The sequence below is a fragment of the Pseudomonas sp. NBRC 111143 genome, from assembly GCF_001320965.1.
GTDB lineage: Bacteria > Pseudomonadota > Gammaproteobacteria > Pseudomonadales > Pseudomonadaceae > Aquipseudomonas > Aquipseudomonas machongensis.
On sequence record NZ_BCBT01000015.1, the window covers coordinates 73128 to 89121 of the forward strand.

Annotated in this window: 12 protein-coding genes; 5 read left to right on the top strand and 7 right to left on the bottom strand. The window is 66.9% G+C overall.

The features are described from left to right. Position 1: 1 nt before the first annotated feature. The 6 genes from APH44_RS11035 to APH44_RS11060 all read right to left on the bottom strand — a co-directional run bounded on the left by APH44_RS11035 (position 2) and on the right by APH44_RS11060 (position 7841). Positions 2-997, bottom strand: coding sequence for an LLM class flavin-dependent oxidoreductase (locus APH44_RS11035; RefSeq protein ID WP_054892723.1), 996 nt, complete (start codon positions 995-997; stop codon positions 2-4). A 36-nt stretch (positions 998-1033) separates the two neighbouring features. Continuing rightward, the gene (locus APH44_RS11040; RefSeq protein ID WP_054892724.1) at positions 1034-2065 is read right to left on the bottom strand and encodes an LLM class flavin-dependent oxidoreductase; all 1032 of its coding nucleotides are present in this window, start codon (positions 2063-2065) and stop codon (positions 1034-1036) included. Further along, positions 2062-3075: an LLM class flavin-dependent oxidoreductase gene (locus APH44_RS11045; RefSeq protein ID WP_054892725.1), complete on the bottom strand. Its 1014-nt coding sequence runs from the start codon at positions 3073-3075 to the stop codon at positions 2062-2064. The genes APH44_RS11040 and APH44_RS11045 overlap by 4 nt, the downstream gene beginning before the upstream one ends. Then, positions 3072-4010, bottom strand: coding sequence for a 5'/3'-nucleotidase SurE (surE, locus tag APH44_RS11050; protein WP_054892726.1), 939 nt, complete (start codon positions 4008-4010; stop codon positions 3072-3074). Before surE ends, APH44_RS11045 begins: the two co-directional genes overlap by 4 nt. After that, the gene (locus APH44_RS11055) at positions 4007-5344 is read right to left on the bottom strand and encodes an LLM class flavin-dependent oxidoreductase (protein WP_054892727.1); all 1338 of its coding nucleotides are present in this window, start codon (positions 5342-5344) and stop codon (positions 4007-4009) included. Before APH44_RS11055 ends, surE begins: the two co-directional genes overlap by 4 nt. Positions 5345-5405: 61 nt before the next feature. Continuing rightward, positions 5406-7841, bottom strand: coding sequence for a TonB-dependent siderophore receptor (locus APH44_RS11060; protein ID WP_054892728.1), 2436 nt, complete (start codon positions 7839-7841; stop codon positions 5406-5408). 362 nt (positions 7842-8203) lie between these two features. On the opposite strand from APH44_RS11060, the gene APH44_RS11065 reads away from it, so the two are divergent. After that, entirely contained in the window at positions 8204-9202 is a 999-nt protein-coding gene (locus tag APH44_RS11065) for a P1 family peptidase (protein WP_054892729.1), read from the top strand. A 52-nt stretch (positions 9203-9254) separates the two neighbouring features. Here APH44_RS11065 and APH44_RS11070 read toward each other — a convergent pair whose 3' ends face one another. Beyond that, entirely contained in the window at positions 9255-10619 is a 1365-nt protein-coding gene (locus tag APH44_RS11070) for a tetratricopeptide repeat protein (protein ID WP_054892730.1), read from the bottom strand. Between the two features lie 300 nt (positions 10620-10919). Here APH44_RS11070 and APH44_RS11075 point away from each other — a divergent pair, with 300 nt between their 5' ends. From APH44_RS11075 to APH44_RS11090, 4 genes are read left to right on the top strand one after another with little or no spacing between them, the layout of a single operon-like run. Then, positions 10920-12536, top strand: a complete 1617-nt coding sequence (locus APH44_RS11075) for an ABC transporter substrate-binding protein (protein ID WP_082420836.1) — start codon at positions 10920-10922, stop codon at positions 12534-12536. After that, a complete protein-coding gene (locus tag APH44_RS11080) occupies positions 12533-13525 on the top strand; it encodes an ABC transporter permease (protein WP_054892731.1) in 993 nt (330 codons plus the stop codon). The genes APH44_RS11075 and APH44_RS11080 overlap by 4 nt, the downstream gene beginning before the upstream one ends. Beyond that, the gene (locus APH44_RS11085; protein WP_054892732.1) at positions 13522-14370 is read left to right on the top strand and encodes an ABC transporter permease; all 849 of its coding nucleotides are present in this window, start codon (positions 13522-13524) and stop codon (positions 14368-14370) included. The genes APH44_RS11080 and APH44_RS11085 overlap by 4 nt, the downstream gene beginning before the upstream one ends. Further along, positions 14367-15986, top strand: coding sequence for an ABC transporter ATP-binding protein (locus APH44_RS11090; RefSeq protein WP_054892733.1), 1620 nt, complete (start codon positions 14367-14369; stop codon positions 15984-15986). Before APH44_RS11085 ends, APH44_RS11090 begins: the two co-directional genes overlap by 4 nt. Positions 15987-15994: the final 8 nt, after the last annotated feature.

Below are 15994 nucleotides of genomic sequence, written 5' to 3' on the forward strand. Positions count from 1 at the left end.
CTCAGACGCTCTCCTTGCGGGTCAGCAGGGGCAGGACTTGCTCGCCGAAGCGCAGCACCTCGCTGACCGCTGGCTGGCCCTGGATGACGATATGCTCGATCCCTACGCCGTGCAGCTCTTGCAGGCGGGTGGCGAGTTGCTGCGCGGTGCCGACCAGGTACAGCGGTTGATCGGGGGCCTGCTGCAGCAGGTTGGGGTGCACCTCGAAGCGGCGTAGCGGGTGGCCATCGCGTTGCAACCGCGTCACGCTGTCAGCGCGGTCGGCGGGTGGTGCAGGCAGTTGGCGGGCGGCGGCTTCCCAGGCTTGCGCTTCCGTGTCGGCAAGTATCAGGCCGAGGGTGCAGGCGAACGTCGGTGCCAACGCCGGTTCGGGGCTGGCGTCGCGCTGTCGGGCAATGGCCTGGCGCAGCCAGGCGGGTGGCGCCGGGCGTAGCAGGCAGGCCTGGGCGTGGCTGGCGATCAGCGCAGGGCTTTGGCTGTCGTCGAGGACGATGGGCGGTGCGGGCAGGTCGCGCCAGGCGAAGCCTGCGTTCTCCAGCTGAAAATAGCGACCGTTGTAGGTGAAGCCCGGGTCGCTGCCTCGCAGCAGGCGCCCGAGGATTTCCAGGTATTCGCCAATACGCTCGTTGCGCTGGTCGCGGTTGAGCCAGTCGCCGAACGCCTGGCGCAGGCTGTTCTGTTCGCCGTCTGGCAGGTGCAGGCGCACGCGGTTGGCGCTGATCGACTGCAGGCTCTGCACTGTACTGGCCAGCGCTGCTGGCAGCATCACTTGCGGCGGTATGCTGACGGTCAAGCGCACATGGCGGGTGTGTGCACACAGTGCTGCGGCTATGCCCAGGCTGTCGAGGCACTGCGCGCCACCGGGAATCCACAGGCCATCGAGCCCGGCATATTCGACCGCCTGGGCGAGTTGAATCCAGTGCCCGGGGCCTGTCACGCCGCCGGGCGCCGCAGCCGGGCCGCAGAGCGGCAGTTGCCAGCTGAATTCAAGGGCCATGACCACGCTCCGTCGGGCGGCAGAAAGAGGTCACCATCATCCCACCGTCGCCTGCGGCTGAGTAGCCAGCCCGTGCTTCGCTCGCCAGCCGAGCGCGGGGGCGATGTCTTCGGCGATGATGCGCAGGCGTTCGAGCACCTGGGCCTGGGTCGAGCTTTCGGCCTGGGTGACCACGATCAGGTAGTCGACGTAGCCCAGCAGCGCCGGGTCCTGGCGCAGGCTGTGGACGATGTCGTCGGGGGCGCCGTGGTGCACGTTCATCAGGCGCAGATGCGCGTCCAGGTCCAGCGCCTCGTCGATCAACCCTTCACGGCGCAGGCGCGGTACATGCCGTTCGATGTCGATGGCCAGTTCCGCCTGGGCACTGGCCCGGTCGTGTGCGGGAAACACTGCACGGACCACGCCGATACGTGGCGCTCGGGTTGTATCGCGCCAGGCATGCAGGTAGGCGTCGGCCAGGGGCTTCTGCACGGTCAGCGGGTCGTGGGTGGCGGTGCCCAGCAGCAGGCCGTTGCCTTGCCGGGCGGCATACGCGGCACCCGCGACGCTGCCGTGGGAGTGCCAGAGGCGCTGGCGCAAGCCGCAGGCGGGCGGTTGCAGGTGCAGGTCGGCGTGCAGGGGCGCGCCTTCGAGCAGTTGCTGCAACTGCTGTTGCCGGGCTTCGAAGTGCGCCTGGCGTTGTGCTGGATCCAGCCCGAAGGCGGTGAAGTTGTCGAGGTTGGCGCCGCCGCTGCCCAGCCCCAGTTGCACCCTCTGGCCGCTGAGGCTGTCCAGCACGCTGGCGTCTTCGGCCAGGCGGATCGGGTCTTCGAAGGGCAGCACGATGACGCCGGTGCCCAGCTCGATCTGGCGCGTGTGCTCGGCTACCGCGGCCAGCAACACCAGGGGCGAGGGCAGTTGGCCGAAGCCGCTGCTCAGGTGGTGCTGGGCGATCCAGCCGCCGTCGAAGCCCAGGGCCTCGGCCACTTCGAATTGCTCCAGCAGGTCACGATAGGCCTGCCGTGGGTCCTCGCCGAAAGCGTGGCTGAGAAAGCCCAGCTTGAAGGGTTTTTGCGCGGGTAAGGTCATGCTTGCACAGGCTCCAGGATAGGTCCGGTTGCGGCGACGCCTGGGCGCCAGCCGAGCGCCGGGGCGATGTGTTGGCGCAGGATTTCCAGGGCCCGGATCGCCTCGCGCAGCGGCGTGCTGGTGGTCTGCACCTGGAGCACCAGTTGGTCGTGCACGCCCAGCTGTGGGCCACGGCGCAGCCCCTCGACGATCTGTGCCGAGCTGCCATGCAGCACGCCGAGGCGTTCGAGCACTGCACCCAGATCGCCGCCCAGGGAAGCGTCGAGCACACCGATGGTTTGCTGGCGGCGCACATAGGCCTGGATGTCCTGGCGCAGCGCGGTGTCGTCGCCACCCTCGGGGAATACCGCTTGCACCCGCACCACGCGCGGGGCCGTGAGGTGATCGCTGCGCCAGCCCTGACGATAGCGCTGCACCAGTTCCACGCCGGCCTCGACCGGCAGGTGCGGGTTGGGCGCCATGATCAGACCGTTGCCACGTGCGGCCACCTGCTCCACCCGTGAGGTGGCCTCCCACAGGCGCTGGCCAAGCCCGCGAGCCGCAGGGCGCAGTTGCAGCCCTTGGTCGTTGAGCGCGGCGTTGCCGAGGGCATCGTGCAAGCGTTGCAGGTGGTCTTCGTAGCGCCCGTGGCGCTGCTCGGGGTTCAGCCCGAAGGCGCTGAACGTGTCTGGGTCAAAGCCGGCACCCAGGCCCAATTCCACGCGCCCGTCGGCCAGCAGGTCGAGTACGGCGGCATCTTCGGCCAGGCGCAGCGGCGGCTCCTGGGGCAGGACGATGATCGCCGTGCCCAGCCGGATTCTCCGGGTGCGCTGGGCGATGGCCGACAGCAGCACCAGCGGCGAGGGCAGGCGCCCCTGTTCGCTGGCGAAATGGTGCTGGGCCACCCAGCCGCTGTCGAAGCCGAGTTCCTCGGCAACGCGGAATAGCTCCAGGGTCTCGCGGTAGACCTTGGCGTCGAACCGCGGCTGGTAGACGCGGGTGAGAAAACCCAGTGAAAAACCACCGCTCATGGTGTCTGTCCTCGGTCGGGGGCGGGCAGGGCGCTGAGCCGTTGCAGGGCGGGTGTGGCGGCAGGTGACTGCAGCAGGCCGCTGAAGGGGCTGATGGTCAGGTAACCTTTGGCCAACCACACGGCTTCGTCGTCCTGTTCGGTGACGTTGGCGGGCGCACTGCGGGTAAAGCCGATGCCGGGTTTGCCGGAAAGCGCTGCGCCGAAACTGCCCAGGTCGTCGGTGTATCGCGTGTCGAAACCCACGTAGCGGCCGATGCGAGTCAGGCGAATGCCCTTGACCTCGCTGCCGGCGGGTAGATTGATGTTGAGGCCGATGCCAGCGGGCAGCAGCTTGCCGTCGGCCGGGCGCTGTTGCTCCAGCGCCTGCACCAGGCGCAGCACGAAGCGTGCGGTGCGCTGAGGGTCGTGATCCTTGAGGTCGGTACTTACCGCCAGGGTCGGCACGCCGGTCTGCAGCGCCGCACTGGCGGCGTTGAAGGTGCCCGAGGCGAGGTTGATCGCGCCAACATTGTTGCCGGGGTTGGGGCCGACGATCACCAGGTCCGGGTCGGGCATGACCTTCTTCAGGCCCATGAGCACGGCCATCACCGGTGTTGCGCTGATCTCGATGCTGACGCTCTGGCCGGCACAGATCGGGCTGGTGCAGGGGCCTTGCTCGTGGGTGGAGAGAAAGTAGCTGTCGGGGTAGGCGGGGTCGTCGTCGCGCCCGATGCTGACTTCGCGTCCGTAGTAGAAGGCACCGCCGCGCGCACTTTGCTCGCTCTTGGGAGCGGCGATGCGCACGGTGTGTCCGGCGGCCTTGAGGGTGCTGTACAGCGCGCGGATGTTCGGATGCTGGTAGCCGTCGTCGTTGCTCAGCAGGATATTCAGGGCCAGGGCAGGCGATGCACTGATCACGCCCGCCGCCAGCACCAGGCCGGCCAGGGCCTTCATGCCGGGGCCCGCGTGCTGAAGCGGTTGGCCGGGCGCGGCAGGCCCAGGTGTTCGCGCAGGGTGCTGCCGGCATAGTCGAGGCGGAACAGTCCACGTTGCTGCAGCACCGGGATCACCTGGTCGACGAAGGTGTCGATGGCGCCGGGAAAGTAGGGGAAGAACACATTGAAACCGTCGCAGGCGCGGGCCTGGAACCACTGCTCGAAGCTGTCGGCGATATCGCTCGGCGTGCCGATCACCGGGTTGCCACCAGCCAGGCGCAGGTACAGCTGGCGGATGCTGAGATTGTCGCGCCGGGCCAGTTGCAGCACCTGGTCTCGGCGGCTGCCGCGCTGGCCGGGCGGGGTGTCGGGCAACGGGCCGTCGAGGTCGTGGCCGGAGAGGTCGATGTCTTCACCCAGGGTGTCGGCCAGCAGGCGCAGGCCCAGCACCGGATCGATCAGGGCCTGGAACTGTTCGAACAACTGCTGGGCCTGTTCGCGGGTATCGGCGATGAAAGGAGTGACGCCAGGCAGGATCTTGATGTGCTCGGGATCGCGGCCCAGGGCTGCAGCACGCTGCTTGATGTCCTGGTAGAAGGCCTGGGCGGCGGGCAGCTCGTGGTGTGCGGCGAAGATCACTTCGGCCACCCGCGCCGCCAGGGCCTTGCCGGCTTCCGAGGCGCCGGCCTGCACCAGCACCGGGTGCCCCTGGGGTGGGCGAGCCACGTTCAGTGGGCCACGCACCGAGAAGTGTGCGCCCTTGTGGTTCAGGGTGTGCAGCTTGTCCGGGTCGAAGTAGCGGCCGCTGGCCTTGTCGCGGACGAAGGCATCGTCGTCCCAACTGTCCCACAGGCCCTTGACCACGTCATGGAACTCTTCGGCGCGCTGGTAGCGGTCAGTGTGGTCGATGTGCTGCTCGCGGCCGAAGTTCCAGGCTTCGTCGGCAACCACCGAAGTTACCAGGTTCCAGGCGGCGCGCCCCTTGGACAGGTGATCGAGGGAGGCGAACTTGCGGGCGATATGGTACGGCTCGTTGTAGCTGGTGGTGGCGGTGGCGATCAGGCCGATGCGCTCGGTGACCGCCGCCAGTGCCGACATCAACGTCAGCGGCTCGAAGTGCTCGGCGCGCGCGGTGCGGCTCAGGGCATCGAGGTGATGGCCCCAGAGCGCCACCACATCGGCAATGAACAGTGCATCGAACTTGCCCCGTTCGGCGCTGCGGGCGATGGCCTTGAAATGTTCGAAGTCCTGGCTGGCGTCGGCCTGGGCCAGGGGGTGGCGCCAGGCGGCCACATGGTGACCGCTGTTGGCGAGAAATGCGCCCAGCTTGAGCTGGTCGGTGCGACGGGTCATGACAGCCTCCGTGCAAGCGTTCGGCAGGGCCCTGCCGCCTGCGGGGCGACAGGGCGGTGGGTCAGAAGTTGTAGGTCAGGCCGGTGTACCAGTAGCCGCCGGTGGTGCCATAGGGCGAGAAGTTGCCATAGGGGAAGGCGCCGGAGCTGCTGGGCAGGTGGGTACGTTCCGGGTAGACGTTGAACAGGTTGTTGGCGCCTGCGGTCAGGGTCAGGCTGGAGGTGAGGTGATAGTCCAGGTTCAGGTCGGTGATCCAGGTCGGCGAGAAGGTGCGGTCGAAGGCTTCGGTAGTCCCGTACTGGGTGTACTCGCCGTAGCGGGTCAGGTTCAGGCCGATCTCGAACTTGTCGATGGTCCAGGTGGCGCCCAGCAGCAGCTTGGATTCGGGCAGGCCGTGCTTGAGGTTGCCCTGACGCTGACGGTCATAGCCACCGGTAGGCCCGAGGGCCTGCTGGGCCACCGGCGAGGCGTGGATATCGTCGATCTCGGTGGTGTTCCAGTTGAAGCCCAGGGTGTAGCGCACACTGCCGTAGGCGCCCAGCGCCTGGCGGTAGTCGCCGACCAGGTCGATGCCGCGGGTAGTGGTGTCCAGGGCGTTGGTGAAGTAGGTCACCGACTGGTTGGTGGGCAGCCCGGCCGCGGCGAGGATCGCGGTGATCTGCGGGGTGCCGCCAAGGTAGCCGGTCTGGGCGATGCGGTCCTTGATCTTGATCTGGTAGGCATCGAGGGTGATGCTGGTGGCATCGGTCGGCTGCAGGGTCAGGCCCAGGCCGAAGTTGGTGGATTTCTCGGGCTTGAGGGTGCTGGCCCCCAGAGCCTTGGCCACGGCCGAGTCGACCGCCACGTTGCGGTAGTCGAACAGGTTGCCGTTGACGTTGCTCTGCGAAGTCGAGCTGTAGATCTGCTGGGCCAGCGAGGGCGCGCGGAAACCGGTGCTGAAACTGCCGCGCACAGCGAGAATCGGCGTCAGCTGGTAGCGGGTGGCGAACTTGCCGTTGGTGGTGGTGCCTGAACCATCGTTGTAGTGCTCGTAGCGACCCGCCAGGTCGACATGCCATTTGTCGGTCAGGTCCTGGCCGATCTCGCCGTAGCCGGCCAGGCTGGTGCGGCCTTTTTCGGCGGCGTCGGCGGGTGTGGTGCCGGCACCGGAGATGGTGCCCGGTGCGATCGGGTTGCCACTGGCGCCGGTGGTGAACGGGCCGCTGGCGTAGGAGGCGTAGTCGCCCTTGCCGATCTTGTAGTTCTCGTAGCGCTGTTCAAGTCCCCAGGAAATCTGCGTCGGCTTGGCCAGGCCGAGGTCGAAGGCGCGGGTCAGGTCGAGGTTGTTGGTCCACTGGCTGAAGGTCTTCACGCCAGTGTCCACCGAGGTGGGCGAGTCGAGGCCGTAGCTCAGGTTGTAGGTATGGCGCAGGGTCGCTTCGGCGTGATCCTGGCCGTAGGTGCTCGACAGGTCGTAGTCCCAGCCGGCGACGTTGCCCTTGCCGCCGAAGGCCACCTGGAAGTCGTTTTCGATGAAGCGCAGGGTGTCTTCGATGCCTTCGGGGAAGGGCGTGGCGATACCATCGAAGGTCGATGGCTGGTGGAAGGCCAGGGGCTTTTCCGAGTTGCGTCGGGTGTAGGTGGAGAACGAGTACAGCGTCAGCGCATCGCTCACGGGGAGTTCGGCGTTGTAGCCCAGGCTGAAGTTGCGCGCTTCGGGCAACCCCGTGCCGTAGTAGGTGTGCTGCAGGCTGGTGTTGCCGGCGCTGTCGGTGTAAGGCGCATTGTCGGAACGGTCGGATATCTTCTGGTGCTTGATGTCCACGCCCAGGTTGATGAAGCCGTCGTTGGGCAGGGCCAGGCCGACGTTGCCGGTCTGGCGTACGGTTTCGCCGTCACCGTTCTCGTAGTTCTGACCATAGCTGGTGCTCAGGCTGCCGCCGTGGTCGGTCTGCTTGAGCACGATGTTGACCACGCCACCGATAGCGTCCGACCCGTATTGCGCCGAGGCACCGTCGCGCAGGATTTCGACGTGGTCGACCAGGGCGGTGGGGATCATGTCGAGATCGACCGGCTGCGAGCCAGAGTTGAGGTAGGTCCCGTTATTGAGCAAGGCGCTGTTGTGGCGACGCTTGCCGTTGACCAGCACCAGCACCTGGTCGCCGTTCAGGCCACGCAGGCTGATGGGGCGCACCACCGAGGTGGAGCCGAAGCCGGACGATGCAGGCTGGTTAAGCGAGGGCAGCACGCGGCTCAGGGCGCGGGTCAGGTCAGGCTGCCCGGTGGCCAGCAGTTGCTTGGACGAGATGACATCCACCGGTGCCGGGCTTTCGGCCAGGGTGCGCGCCTGGCCGCGGTTGCCGACCACCACCACGGTGTCCAGCGGGTTGTCGCTCTTGCTCTCGGCGGCCAGCAATGGGCTGCCGGCGCCAGCGGCCTCGCACAGGGCGAGGAACAGCAGGCTGTGGGCGAAGGTCTTGCGCGGCCTGCGCAAACCGGTAAGGCGTGAAGAAGTCATGTACGAAGGCTCCAGTGTGTTCCCCGGTTCGCGCCCTGCTGGGTGGCCAACCTTGTCGAGTAAGGCGACGTCTCTGCGTCGCGAAAAGATCAGAGGCGGCTTGTTGCCGAATGCGCGTGGCTCCGGTCTCAAGCTCTGGTGGCGGAGCCTGGAGCAAGGGCTGTGCCAGGCTGAAAAGGCCTTTCTGGACAAGGGTTTGGGATCAGGGCGAGGCGTGGACTGGTGTTTTTGTAGCAGCGCCTGGCCAAGGTGTTGGTTTTTGCGCAGTGACGTCGTCCTGGCCATGGGATGCCAGGCAGCACCGCCGGCATTGGCACACCACTTGCTCCGGGGCACGGACCCTCTTTCAAGGAATTCATTCGATGCCACGCCCCGGACCGCGCAACTTGCTCACCGACATCCCTGGCCTGCTGGTCGGCCACGCCCTCGATGAGTGTGTCGCCACTGGCGTCACGGTGATCCGTACCGAACGCCCATGGACGGCCAGCGTCGATATTCGGGGTGGCGGCCCGGGTGGGCGTGAAACTGCGGCGCTGGAACCGGAAAACATGGTGGGGCAGTTGCATGCCCTGGTGTTTGCCGGCGGCTCGGTGTTCGGGCTGGGCGCGGCGGACGGGGTGGCTGCCGCTTTGTCTGCGCAGGGTGTGGGCTTGCATCTGAAGGCCGGCGCACCGGCCATTCCCATCGTGCCAGCCGCTGTGCTGCATGACCTGGCCAATGGCGGCGACAAGCGCTGGGGGATGGAGCCGCCTTACCGGCGGCTGGGGATCGAGGCGTTGGGCAACTGCACCGCCGATTTCGCCCTTGGCGCGGCGGGCGCCGGGCGTGGTGCGATGGCGGGTGTGCTGCAGGGGGGCCTGGGGTCGGCATCGCTGGACCTGGGCGATGGCGTGATGGTCGCGGCGCTGGTGGTAGCGAACCCTATCGGTTCGGTGTACATGCCCGATGGCGAAACCTTCTGGGCCTGGCCGTGGGAAATCGATGGCGAGGCCGGTGGTGTTCGCCCTCGCGCTGATCAGGATTGCAGCGACCCGATGCCCGAACTGTCACGGCTGGACTCGATGGGGCGTCTTCAGGCTGGGGCGAATACCACGCTGGTGGTGATCGCCAGCACTGCACGGATGAGCACTGCCGAGTGCAAGCGTGTGGCGATCATGGGGCAGGATGGCATTGCCATGGCGGTGCGTCCGGCGCACCTGCCATTCGATGGCGACACCGTGTTCGCCCTGGCCAGCGGCGAGGTCGAATTGAGCAGTGGGGCGCGGCGGCAGGTGGATGTCGGCCGCATCGGCGCGGCGGCGGCCAGTTGCGTGGCCCGCGCAATCGCCCGGGGGGTGTACGAGGCGCGGCGCGCGCGGTAGAGGCAGACACCGGCGTTGCCGGTGTTCGGGGAGCATGTTTGCCGTCGCCCGGCTAGCGCCCGAGCACCTCCTCGACGCGCGCCACCGCAGCCTGCGCCAGCCCTGGCAACCCCAAGGCTCGATACACCCGCGCCAGCGCTCGATTGGTCGGGACGTCCAGCCCGTCGTAGCGCCGTCGCAGTTCCAGCACCTGCTGCGCCCCGGCCCAATCCTGCGCCCCCAGCCGCGCGTCCAGCTCGATCTGGGCAAACAGATCCCGCTGGGCATGGCTTCCACCAATCTCGTTCAGCCGTGGCAGGGCCACGCCAAGCCGCGCCAACGCCAGCGTATGTTCGCCACGGGCATGGGCCAGCAAACCCTCGGCCAGCGGCACTGTCACCTCGGCCCAGACCGCCCGGCTGAACGACGGTGCCTCGCGTGCGCGTTCGCGCAGTGCCTGCAGCAGCCTTTGTGCCTCGGGCTTGTCGGCGCGCGCCAGCCCATACAGGTATTGCACACTCAGAAACGGCTGCACCGTGTCGTCGTGGCGCTGTTGCAGGTAGGGCGCCAACGCTTGCCAGCGCTCGCCCACGTCGACGCCCGCCAGTTCCAGCCGGGCCAGCAACGACACGGCGCCGACCTGGTCCTGCGAGTAGGCGGGCAGCACACCCCACACATGCCGGTCATAGATCTCCAGCACCCGCGCCTGGTCGCCACGCCCGAGGTAGAACAGCGCCAGGTGCCACCAGTTGTGGGTGTACATGAACGAATTGAGCCCTTGCCAATGTGGGCTTACGCGCTCAAGAAAGGCGATACCTTCCTCGATTCGCCCCTGGGTCAGCATCACATGGGCCAGCGCATGCTGCGCCCAGGGTTCGTCGTGCTGCAGTGCCAGGGCCTGGCGTGCGCTGGCCTCGGCTTCCTCGAGCAAATGACACTGCTCGTAGGCGAAGGCCAGCATGCCGTGGCTCTGGGCGACATCCCCGCAGCCATCGACTGCCTTGAGCGCGATGCGCAGCAAGGCCGGCCAGTTGCCGCGATTGAACTGCACATACTGGTTGAGCTTGGCTGCGAACAGGTCGCGTGGGTAGTGCTCGAGCAGGGTTTCGCTGAGCTGCAGCACCTGGTCCAGGTCCTCGTCCATCCAGGCCTGCAGCAGCGCCAGGTACAACGCCGCCCGCGGATGCGGTGCGTTCACCCGAGCGGCGACCTGCCGATAGCGCTCGGCCAGGGCCGGGCCTTCGGGCGATTCGCTGAACATCAGCAGGATGCCGGCCAGGGCATTGCTCAGCGCTGATTCGGGGTGGCGCTCGGCGCTGGCGAGGATGGCTTCGGCGCGCGGGTGGTAGCCGAGAAAGCCACCGATGAAATCGTCCAGCGCCTTGCGGGCCTGGGGGTGTTCGGTATCGAGAGGGTTGCCGAGGTAGTCCTGTGACATGGGTCGAGTGTCCGGTGGATTGTCGATCTGACAAGCAGGGCAAGGGCTGTGCCAGTTGGCTTGCGCGCACCTCATGCGCGGTGCGGCGCGGCTGGACGCAGCCGTGGAAAGCGATGCATCGCCGGGCACACTGTTGCTTTTTCCACACTCACGCCGCGCGCTGTGGATTTTTCATCAGTGAAGTTGCGTCACGAGCCCCTGCGGCGCCCGTGGGCAGGCGTTGCGCGCAGTGGCACACCCCTTGCAAAAATGCCTGGCAGAGGGGCCTGTGCCCCGTGCAATCATCGCCAAGGAGTCCGCATGCCCCATCAAGCCCACCGCCGTCCGCCTCACCCCGGGCCGCTGCGTCTTGCCCTGAAACGCCTGGGCCTGCTGGCCGGTGCCGCGCTTCTTGCCGCCAGCGTCCATGCCGCGCCGCGCGACGGTGGCGTGCTGAACCTGATCGCCCAACCTGAGCCGCCGTCGCTGATGCACGGGGTGGTCACCCACGTTTCCACCCAGTACGTCAGCGGCAAGATCCTGCAAGGGTTGTTGACCTTCGACACCACGCTCAAGCCCCAACCGGTATTGGCGCGTAGCTGGAGCGTTGCGCCGGATGGCCTGACCTACCGCTTCACGCTGCAACCCGATGTGCACTGGCATGATGGCCAACCCTTCACGGCGGCCGATGTGAAGTTCAGCTTTGGCACCTTCTACCCGGAAGTCGACAAGCGCGTCGGCAGCGTGTTCGCCGAGTACGTCGACAGCATCGACGCCAGTGATCCGCAACAGGTGGTCTTTCATCTGAAGAAGCCTTTCGCTCCGTTCCTTTCGTTGCTCGGCAGCGGCCTGCGCCCGGTGGTGCCCGAGCACCTGTATGCCGGCACCGACTTTCGCAGCAACCCTTATAACCTCAAGCCCGTGGGCACCGGGCCCTTCGTGTTCCAGGAGTGGAAGCGAGGCGCCTACATCAAGCTGGTGAAAAACCCCGACTACTGGAAAAAGGGCCTGCCGCACCTGGATGCCATCGTCTTCCACGTGATCCCCGATGGCTCATCGCGCGCGGCCGCTTTCGAGCGCGATGACGTGCAGGTGCTGCGCAGCGGCGATGCCGACTATGCCGACCTCAAACGTCTCGCAGCGTTACCGGGGGTACACGCCTCCGAGCAGGGCTGGGAGCTGTATTCGGGCCTGGCCTTCCTGCAGTTCAACACGCGCAAAGCGCCACTGGACAACCCCAAGGTGCGCCAGGCGATCCTCTATGCCTTGAACCGCCCGTTCATCGTCGACAACATTTTCTTCGGTGCCGGCAAGGTCGCGCCGGGCGCCTTCGCTTCGAGTTCGCCTTACCACGACCCGCAACTGCCGCAGTACGGCTACGACCTTGCCAAGGCCAAGGCGCTGATCGCCGAGTCCGGGGTGGATGTGGGCGCCGTGCGGATCCGCCTGCTCAACGGCGAGAAGGGCGGGGCCTGGGAACGGCTTGCCGAATACACCCGTCAGGCCTTGCAGCCGCTGGGCTTCAAGGTGCAAGTGGTGACCTCCGATGCGGCCACCTGGTTCCAGCGTGTCAGCGATTGGGACTTCGACCTGACCTACAATTTCATTTTCCAGATCGGCGATCCCTATCTGGTCAATGCCTACCTGTACCGCTCCGACTACATCGTCAAGACGTCGCCCTTCGCCAACGTCGGCGGCTACCGCAATGCCGAGGCCGACCGCTTGTGGAACCAGGTCGCCGATACGCCCGAGGGCGCGGAGCGCACCCGCCTTTACAGCCAGCTCGAGCACTTGCTCAACGACGAGCTGCCGGTCGCGCCGATCTTCGAGATGCGCTACCCGACGCTGTTCCACAGCCAGGTGAAGAACCTGCTGCAGACGGCCACCAGCCTCAACGAAGACTATGAGAGCGTCTACCTGGACGCCCCGGCGCCATGAGCGGGTTGAGGTCTTTCGGTGGGCGCCTGGGGCGTGCGCTGCTGATGATCCTTGGGGTGCTGGTATTGAGCTTTCTGCTGGTGCGCCTGGCGCCTGGCGACCCGGCATTGCTGATGGCCGGCGAGGCCGGGATCGACGATGTCGAGTACGTTGCCAAGCTGCGCAGCGACATGGGCCTGGACCAGCCACTGCCACAGCAGTTGTGGCGTTACCTGGGCCAGGTGGCGCACCTGGACCTGGGTTATTCCTACCGCAACCAGGCACCGGTGTGGGACCTGCTAGCCGAGCGCCTGCCCGCCACCCTGAGCCTGATGGGCGCTGCGTTTCTCGTCTCGTCGGTGCTCGGGGTCGGCCTGGGCGCGCTGGCAGCGTTCAACCGCCAGCGCCGACCCTGGCTGGACGGGCTGATCGCCAATGGTGCGTTGCTGTTGTTCGCCACGCCGCCGTTCTGGCTGGCGATGCTGCTGATCCTGTTGTTCTCGGTCCACCTCGACTGGCTGCCGGCGTTCGGTATGCAGACCGTTGCCCGCGACCTGCACGGCGTCGCCTGGCTGGCGGACCGGCTGCGTCACCTGGTGCTGCCATGCCTGTCGCTGAGCTTTCTGTTCCTCGCCCTCTACGTGCACCTGACCCGCGCGTCCACCCTTGAAGCACTGCGCCAGGAGCATGTCTATACGGCGCGCGCCAAGGGCCTGCATCCGGCGCGCATCGTCTTCGCCCATGTGCTGCGCAACGCGCTGCTGCCGGTGGTGACCTTCGCCGGGCTGCAACTGGGGCAACTGGCAAGCGGCGCCTTGCTGATCGAGGTGGTGTATTCCTGGCCGGGCATCGGCCGACTGATGTACGACGCCCTGTCCCAGCGCGACTACGGCGTGTTGCTGGGCGGCTTTCTGCTGATCTCGATCCTGGTGGTCGGCTTCAACCTGCTCACTGACCTGGCCTGCCGTCTGCTCGACCCGCGGATCGCAGCGGGAGGGGCAGTACGATGAGGGATTCAAGCGTGTGGCAACGTTTTCTCGGGCAACCCGCGGCACTGGCCGGCGCGGTATTCCTGCTGCTGTTGGGGCTGCTGGCCTTGGCCGCGCCCTGGATTGGCCAGGGGTCTCCCTGGGAAATGAACACCACGCCGATGCTCGCGCCCTTCACGCAAGCCCAGCATTGGTTGGGCAGCGACCTGCTGGGGCGCGACCTGGCCACGGGGCTGCTGTATGGCGCCCGGGTGTCACTGGCGGTGGGGGCGCTGGCGAGCCTGGCCACGTTGCTTGTCGGCTTGCTGGTCGGTGCACTCGCGGGTTACTTCGGCGGTTGGCTGGATGCGCTGTTGATGCGCGTGGCCGAGTTCTTCCAGATCATTCCGCAGTTGGTGCTGGCGGTGATCCTGGTGGCGGTACTGGAGCCGTCGCTGGGCACCATCGTGCTGGCCATCGCCCTGGTCGCCTGGCCGGGTGTGGCGCGCCTGGTGCGCAGCGAATTCCTCAGCCTGCGCCAGCGTGAGTTCGTCCAGGCAGCGCGGGTGCTGGGGCAGTCGCCGCTGGCGATCGTGTTCCGGCAGATCCTGCCCAATGCCCTGGCGCCGCTGCTGGTGACGCTCAGCTTCGTCATGGCCACGGCGATTCTCACCGAGGCGGCGTTGGCGTTTCTCGGCCTGGGCGATCCAGAGGCGATGAGCTGGGGCTACATGATCAACGCCTCGCGTGGTGTATTGCGCGAAGCTTGGTGGATGAGCCTGCTGCCGGGGCTGGCGATCCTGCTCAGCGTGCTGGCGGTCAACCGCGTCGGTGAAGGCCTGCGTATCGCGTTCGAACCTGCCCGGCGAACAGGAGTGTCGTCATGAACCAGCCGATCCTGCTCGATATCGAGCACCTGCGTATCGCACTGCCAGCAGGCGGCGATCGCAGCCATGCGCTTCACGACCTGTCGTTGCAGGTGCGCGAAGGCGAGTGCCTGTGTGTGGTAGGCGAGTCCGGCTCGGGCAAGTCGATGCTGGCCAAGGCCCTGCTGCGCCTGCTGCCGACGCCTGTGCAGGTGGAGCAGGGCACGCTGCGCTGGCGCGGTGATGACCTTGCGACACTGGACGATGCGGCCATGCGCGCGCTGCGCGGGCGCGACATCAGCATGGTCTTCCAGGAGCCGATGAGTGCACTCAACCCGCTGCTCGGCGTGGGCCGACAGATCGACGAGACACTCCAGGCCCACGGCATGAAGAACGCTGCCCAGCGTCGCGCGCGGGTTATCGAGCTGCTGGGCTATGTGGGGCTGCCCGATCCCGAGCGCTTGCGTCATGCCTACCCCTTCGAGTTGTCTGGCGGGCAGCGCCAGCGAGTGGTGATTGCCATGGCCCTGGCGTTCGCGCCGAAGCTGCTGATCGCCGATGAGCCGACCTCGGCGCTGGATGTGACCACGCAACGGCAGATCCTCGACCTGCTGCGCCGCATCCAGCACGAGCACGGCATGGCCATGCTGTTCATCACCCACGACTTTGCCGTGGTCGAGGCCATCGCCGATCGCGTGCTGGTGCTGCAGCAGGGCCATGTGGTGGAACAAGGCAGCTGTACCCAGGTGCTGAGCGCGCCGCAGCAGCGTTATACCCGACAACTGATCGCTGCCGCCGGTGCCGTGCCGGCCCATCCACGGCCGCCGTTGGGGCAAGGGGCGCTGGCGTTGCAGGCACGACAACTGGAAAAACACTTCAGCCGCCGCATCGGCTGGTGGGGCCGACGCACGACCCAGGCGTTGGCGGGTGTCGACCTGCAATTGGGCGAGGGCGAAACCCTGGGGATCGTCGGCGAGTCCGGCTCGGGCAAGTCGACCCTGGGCCGCTGCCTGGTGCGCCTGCTGCGCAGCGATGCTGGCAGCCTGCAGTGGCACGGACGTGATGTGACAGGGTTGCCCGAGGCGCAGCTACGGCCTTTGCGTGGCCAGGTGCAGATGATCTTCCAGGATCCCTTCGCCTCGCTCAATCCACGCCAGCGTATCGGCACGCAATTGATGACCGGGCCGTTGGCCCAAGGGCGCAGCCAGGTAGAGGCGGCGCAGAAGGCGCGCGAAGTGTTGGCCCTGGTCGGGCTGCCGGCCACCGCGCTGGCACGCTACCCCGATGAATTCTCCGGTGGTCAGCGCCAGCGTATCGGCATTGCCCGGGCGCTGGCGGTGGAGCCAAAGGTGCTGATTGCCGATGAGTGTGTGTCGGCACTCGATGCGCTGATCCAGGTGCAGATCATCGAACTGCTCGAAGACCTGCAGCGGCGCCTGAAGCTGAGCATCGTCTTCATCACCCACGACCTGCGGGTGGCGGCGCGGCTGTGCGACCGCATCGCGGTGATGCAGGCTGGCCAGGTGGTGGAGCAGGGCGCGACCCGCAACTTGCTCGAACGGCCGGCGCATCCCTACACGCGCAGGCTGTTGCAGGACTTCGCGGTGCAGGCGCCAGTGGCCGAGGCCACCCCATGAGCCGGCGG

What these genes read in the sequence shown, in the direction of transcription:
- APH44_RS11035 (WP_054892723.1), bottom strand. Translation starts at nt 997, where the DNA reads ATGGCCCTTGAATTCAGCTGGCAACTGCCGCTCTGCGGCCCGGCTGCG.
- APH44_RS11040 (WP_054892724.1), bottom strand. Translation starts at nt 2,065, where the DNA reads ATGACCTTACCCGCGCAAAAACCCTTCAAGCTGGGCTTTCTCAGCCAC.
- APH44_RS11045 (WP_054892725.1), bottom strand. Translation starts at nt 3,075, where the DNA reads ATGAGCGGTGGTTTTTCACTGGGTTTTCTCACCCGCGTCTACCAGCCG.
- surE (WP_054892726.1), bottom strand. Translation starts at nt 4,010, where the DNA reads ATGAAGGCCCTGGCCGGCCTGGTGCTGGCGGCGGGCGTGATCAGTGCA.
- APH44_RS11055 (WP_054892727.1), bottom strand. Translation starts at nt 5,344, where the DNA reads ATGACCCGTCGCACCGACCAGCTCAAGCTGGGCGCATTTCTCGCCAAC.
- APH44_RS11060 (WP_054892728.1), bottom strand. Translation starts at nt 7,841, where the DNA reads ATGACTTCTTCACGCCTTACCGGTTTGCGCAGGCCGCGCAAGACCTTC.
- APH44_RS11065 (WP_054892729.1), top strand. Translation starts at nt 8,204, where the DNA reads ATGCCACGCCCCGGACCGCGCAACTTGCTCACCGACATCCCTGGCCTG.
- APH44_RS11070 (WP_054892730.1), bottom strand. Translation starts at nt 10,619, where the DNA reads ATGTCACAGGACTACCTCGGCAACCCTCTCGATACCGAACACCCCCAG.
- APH44_RS11075 (WP_082420836.1), top strand. Translation starts at nt 10,920, where the DNA reads ATGCCCCATCAAGCCCACCGCCGTCCGCCTCACCCCGGGCCGCTGCGT.
- APH44_RS11080 (WP_054892731.1), top strand. Translation starts at nt 12,533, where the DNA reads ATGAGCGGGTTGAGGTCTTTCGGTGGGCGCCTGGGGCGTGCGCTGCTG.
- APH44_RS11085 (WP_054892732.1), top strand. Translation starts at nt 13,522, where the DNA reads ATGAGGGATTCAAGCGTGTGGCAACGTTTTCTCGGGCAACCCGCGGCA.
- APH44_RS11090 (WP_054892733.1), top strand. Translation starts at nt 14,367, where the DNA reads ATGAACCAGCCGATCCTGCTCGATATCGAGCACCTGCGTATCGCACTG.